Source organism: Xenorhabdus innexi, from assembly GCF_002632485.1.
GTDB lineage: Bacteria > Pseudomonadota > Gammaproteobacteria > Enterobacterales > Enterobacteriaceae > Xenorhabdus > Xenorhabdus innexi.
Genome location: NZ_NIBU01000115.1, coordinates 1 through 5,454, shown reverse-complemented (window position 1 = coordinate 5,454; position 5,454 = coordinate 1). Strand labels below are relative to the sequence as shown.

Here is a 5,454-nt window from a genome sequence, read left to right as displayed (position 1 = left end):
CTCAGAGTTGGAGATAAATCTCGTGGCAAATCGATTAAATAAACGTCCTCGAAAAACGCGAGGTTATCAAACACCGAATGAGTTATTTAAAGGCATACCGACTCGTTTACTTCGTTCATAACGGTGTTGCACTTATTATGTGAATGCAAGTTTTATAATTTAAAGAAAATAACTTACGACACATAATAATATTTATAATTATTATATAACGTGATTATATAAAAACACAAAGCATTGCCACCCTAAATAATCTTCCATTTTATTATTAATCCATACAAAAAAACATTAAATATTCTTATGTGAAACAATGAGAGTCATCACATTATCTCAATAATAAATAGAATCCAAGCTTTGAACATAACAGGAATAACCTTGTCTCACCTGATGCGTAGGATAAGGTTATTTCTATTATTTTTTTAAAAAAACTCACTATTATGAAAAATCATATACACGACGACATACACCCTCACCAAATTAGTATATAACACCTGAGCTAAATTTTATTTTATGTAATGCCATAAAAACAATCCAAGGTGGTTATTCGATGATTCATGGAATGAAACCACCACAAAAGAGGTATAAGGGTGTTTTTTTTTGTAACTTACTCATATATTAGTAAATATAATAAATATTATTGACCAAAAATAATTATCAAGATATTATTTTATGGTTGTTAGATAAACCCTAAAGTTACCCATAAAGTTTAAAAATACAACTATTTTAGTTATAAGGAATTTGAATATAAAATCAATTTATCGTAGAGCATTAGATAAAATAAATCTATTTTCAAAGGAAATCACCACATTCAATTTATTTACTACATACATTTTTTTTGTAGCTATATTTAAATTGGAAAATCCAATCCTTGAATATATTGATTACATTTTTTCGACAATACTATTAGTTTGTTTTATCAATGTGAACATGAAGGTTGTCAATACATTTAATTCATTGATAAAAAAAACATCAATAAAAGAAGATACTTCTCTTTCAGGTAGAGTATTTTCTTTATCCATTTTATTTTTTATAGGACTGTTTATTTTATTTTTATTTTATTTTTTTTCTGGGATGATTAAATATGACTTTTCACTAAAATTATTTTTATTAATCTTCATGAGTACAACTGTATATTTAATTGTAAAAATCATTAATCAAGATAAATAGAAGGGCATTTATTATGCGTGAATTAACAATTAAAGAGTTTGATTTAGTTTCTGGGGCTGGAGATTTTGCAGTTAACGCGGGAGGAGCATTAGCTGGAGGAGTAGCTGGCCAGCAAATTGGAGGAGCGGCTGGCTTTCGTGCCGGAATTGCAGCTGGTGCTGCGGTTGGAAGTGCTATTGCTCCTGGACCTAGTACTGCGGTTGGAGCAGTAATAGGAGGAGTTGCAGGTAGGGAGGCAGGAAAACAAGTTGGACGCGCAGCGGGAGCTGAAGCAGGTCGTCGACTATCAGACAATCAAACGGTTAGAAATTTATTTAAAAAGCCTCCAGCACCAAAAGATGGAAGTCATTATTGTGGAGATACTAGCGGTTGTGACTATTGCTAATAACTAATATTTATTCTAATAGATAATTTAGCATTTGATGGTTCTGTGCTCTATAACCTTAGAAATTATCTATAGAGATAATACCGCTTTGGTTATAAGGCACAGTCCATATTTAATGCATTAGCATCAAATTAATTTATATCAAGACAGTGAGATATGTAATGCCAATTAAATTTTCCATTGAAAAAGAAATATTTCTTAAAGACTTTTTTGAAAAAAAACCCCATGTGTTTAAAAAGTCATATGATAGTACATTTATAAGTCGCAACGAAATAGAGAATATATACAATCGTTCAGATTTAGCATCATTTGAAGGTCTTAAGTTAATGTATAATGGTATTTTAGACAAGGATGAATATCTTGAATATTACGATGACTTGGGAAAAACCAGATATAGATATATTAATTCTAGACTATATGATTATTTGAATGCAGGTGCAACACTAGTTGCAAATGGAATTATTAATGAACCTAAAATTGATTACCTAGCAAAATATTGCTCTTCTTTTACAGATAGCCACGCTTTTTCAAGTCTGTATCTAGCATATGGAGAAAAGAGTTCTTTTAAACCTCATTGGGATAGCAGAGATATTTTTGTAATACAATTAACAGGTAAAAAAAGGTGGGTTATTTATGAACCGTCATTTAAAAACCCTACGTATTTACATCAATCAAAAGATATAGAGCACATATATCCATGCCCTTCAGAGCCATATGATGATTTTATATTAGAAGAAGGTGATGTTCTTTATCTTCCAAGAGGTTGGTGGCATAATCCATTACCAGTTGGTGAAGAAACCATACACCTATCTGTTGGAATTTTTCCACCTTATGTTCCCGATTATTTACTTTGGTTGTCCAACAAAATTAATGACTTTGAGATCGGTAGAGGATCACTCCCTAGATCATGGGAAAAAGCTAAAAAAGACGTTAATATTTTATCAAAATTTATCTCCGATTATTTATGCTCTGAAAATACATATAATGAATTTCTACAATCTTTTTGCTCTGAACAAAGAACACCGTCTAAATTGAACCTAGATTTGTTTTGTAACAGTAAAGACAAAAAATTATCTAATAATGCGTGCTTACGAATAAACTCAAACAATAATTTATCCATAGACAATGGGTATGTTATTTGTAATGGAATTAAATTAAATTTAGATACAGAGTCTATAAAACTACTCAAAAAAGTAGATGAGACACCATATATTTCACTGGAAAATTTATTATCTCTATTTGAGCATAAAGATCATGATAAGGTAAAAGAATTAATCTATAACTTAGGTTATCAAAATATATTAGAAATTGTAAATGAACTATAATAGCGATCTTTTCCGCAAAGAAGCTTTGAAGAAAAAAACAATACCTTTGGCTGGTCGAGTGGTTTTGACCAGCCCCTTTATTTTTACTGTATTGACATATCTTTCTAGCTTATTTGTTATTATTATTATTTTATTTATCACCTTTACTGAATATTCTAGAAAAACATCAGTAAAAGGACAAATTTATCCAAAAAGTGGAATGTCTAATATTTATGCTAAAGAGAACGGTGTTATCAATGACCTTAAAGTTAAAGATGGACAGTTTGTTAGTAAAGGAGACATTCTTGGCTCTATTTATAAAGGCCAGCATCTCAAGGAGAGTACACTACAAGATAGTTTAAAAAAACAAGCAGTTTTAAAAAGAGACACATTATTTAAAGAGATTAATAACATGAAACACATTCATGAAAATAAAATAAAATTGCTTAACGAAAATATTGATAGTCTAATAAGTCAAAGAGAACAAACTAAAGAACAATTAGCCATACAGAAAAAAAAACTAGATGAACTCAAAAAAAACACAAGTAGATATAAAGAACTAGAAACAAAAAGACTTATAACAAAAGAACATATGTTCTCCATAGAAAGGGATGAATTAGAACAATTAGAAAAAATCAATATAACTAAAAAAGAAATTATACAAATTAGCAATTTGATTAATGAAAAAAAAATAGAAATAGAAGATGCTCCATTAAAACAATTTGTAGAAATACAAGAAATAGAAAGAATATTAACTTCAGTCAACCAAGAAATTTTGACTATTGAAAGCCAAACTGAAACAATAATAAGAGCAAATTCATCAGGATTTGTTAGTATTAATAATTTTGAAATAGGGTTGCATGTAGATCAATCAACATTATTATTGAGTATAACACCTCGTAATCAAGAAATTATCGCCCATTTATATATTCCTAATGAATCAATAGGATTTATAAAAAATGGTGACATTGTTAATATTAAATATTCAGCATACCCTTATCAAAAATTTGGTTCTTTTAAAGCTAAAATTATTTCTATTAGTAGAACTCCTATGGCAATCCAAGAAGTGAAAAGTATCGGTTTAGTATTATCATCGTTTAAAAATACAAATGACCCTGTTTATTTAGTAAAGGCTCAGATTGAAAATCAGCACATTGAAGTTAATAAAGATAAAAAATCAATAGAAATAGGAATGACTCTAGATGCAGACATTTTACACGAAAAGAGAAAATTATACGAATGGATGTTCGAATCTATATTTACAATAACTGATAGTATTTAAAAATGATAAAGTATAATAAAATTAAATTTTGGTCACATTATAATTTACCGACTATTTTGCAGACTGAAATATCTGAATGTGGTTTAGCCTGCCTTGCATCCATTTCTTCTTTTTATGGATATCAGGTCGATTTATTACATCTTAGAAAAAAGTTTTCCATACCTATTACTGGTACAAATCTTAATGACATTACTAGTTATGCCAAAGAATTAAATCTATCATATAGAGCCATTAGATTAGACATTGATGAAATAGAACAATTAAAACTACCATGCCTTATTCATTGGGGTATGAACCATTTTGTAGTTTTAAAAAAAGTATCACCAAAAAAAGTAACCATTATGGATCCTAGTATTGGAATAAGACATTTAACCATTAATGACTTTTCGGAATATTTCACTGGGATTGCCGTTGAGTTTTGGCCTAACAATGATTTCAAAAAGGATGTTCGCAAAGAAAAAATAAGCATATCAATGCTTATTAAAAATATTTCCGGAATAAAAAAATCAGTTATAAAAATATTACTTTTAGCTTTTTCCCTAGAGTTTCTAGCCCTTATTAGTCCATATTACATGCAATTAACAATTGATCATGGAGTTGTTTCTGGGGACAAAAATTTAATTCTATTATTATCATTTGGATTCTGTATTCTTTTAATATTTGAACAAGTGATAGAAATCATTCAGGATTTATTAACGACTTATATTAGCACCAATTTAAACTTGCAATGGAAATCAAATATTTTCACTCACTTAATAAATTTACCAATAGATTTTTTTTGTAAACGGCATTTAGGTGATATAATATCAAGATTCTCCTCCATTGATAGTATACAGAATACTCTAACATCTGCTTTTTTTGTTTCAATATGTAATAGCTTGGTTTCTATAATTACACTTTCCATTATGTCAATATATAGCATTCAATTGACGTTTATATCGATAATAACACTGTTAATATATGTTTTAATTCGTGCAGCATGGTATATTCCTTTGAGAGAATATACCAAAGAAAACATTACACACTCAGCAAAACAAAGTTCTCATTTCATGGAGACAATACGAGGAATAAAAACAATAAAGATTTTTGGTAAAGAAATACTTAGATATAACACCTGGTTATCATTATCTATTGATACTATTAACTCAAATCTTAGAGCTCAAAGGCTATCATTAGCTTTTTCTTTTTTAAATAAAGTGTTATTTGGAATTCAAAACATTCTAAATGCCTTTTCAAAATGGTAGGAGTATCAAAGAAACTCGATCCTAAATTTGCGAAATTTTTGTTCCCAAAACGCAAAATCACAGAAAAAAGGATCG

The 5,454-nt window shown here is 28.9% G+C and carries 4 protein-coding genes and 1 pseudogene; all 5 read left to right on the top strand.

Features of this window, described 5'->3' with window-relative positions; all coding sequences use genetic code 11:
• A pseudogene (locus Xinn_RS19895) lies at positions 1 to 121 on the top strand (IS30 family transposase); the annotation flags it as partial.
• A 1,056-nt stretch (positions 122 to 1,177) separates the two neighbouring features.
• Positions 1,178 to 1,549, top strand: coding sequence for a hypothetical protein (locus Xinn_RS23220; RefSeq protein WP_086955747.1), 372 nt, complete (start codon positions 1,178 to 1,180; stop codon positions 1,547 to 1,549).
• Between the two features lie 161 nt (positions 1,550 to 1,710).
• The gene (locus Xinn_RS19880; protein ID WP_086955745.1) at positions 1,711 to 2,874 is read left to right on the top strand and encodes a JmjC domain-containing protein; all 1,164 of its coding nucleotides are present in this window, start codon (positions 1,711 to 1,713) and stop codon (positions 2,872 to 2,874) included.
• A complete protein-coding gene (locus Xinn_RS19875; protein WP_086955743.1) occupies positions 2,864 to 4,135 on the top strand; it encodes an HlyD family secretion protein in 1,272 nt (423 codons plus the stop codon). Before Xinn_RS19880 ends, Xinn_RS19875 begins: the two co-directional genes overlap by 11 nt.
• Before the next feature lie 2 nt (positions 4,136 to 4,137).
• Positions 4,138 to 5,379, top strand: coding sequence for a peptidase domain-containing ABC transporter (locus tag Xinn_RS19870; RefSeq protein WP_099137778.1), 1,242 nt, complete (start codon positions 4,138 to 4,140; stop codon positions 5,377 to 5,379).
• The last annotated feature ends 75 nt before the right edge of the window (positions 5,380 to 5,454 follow it).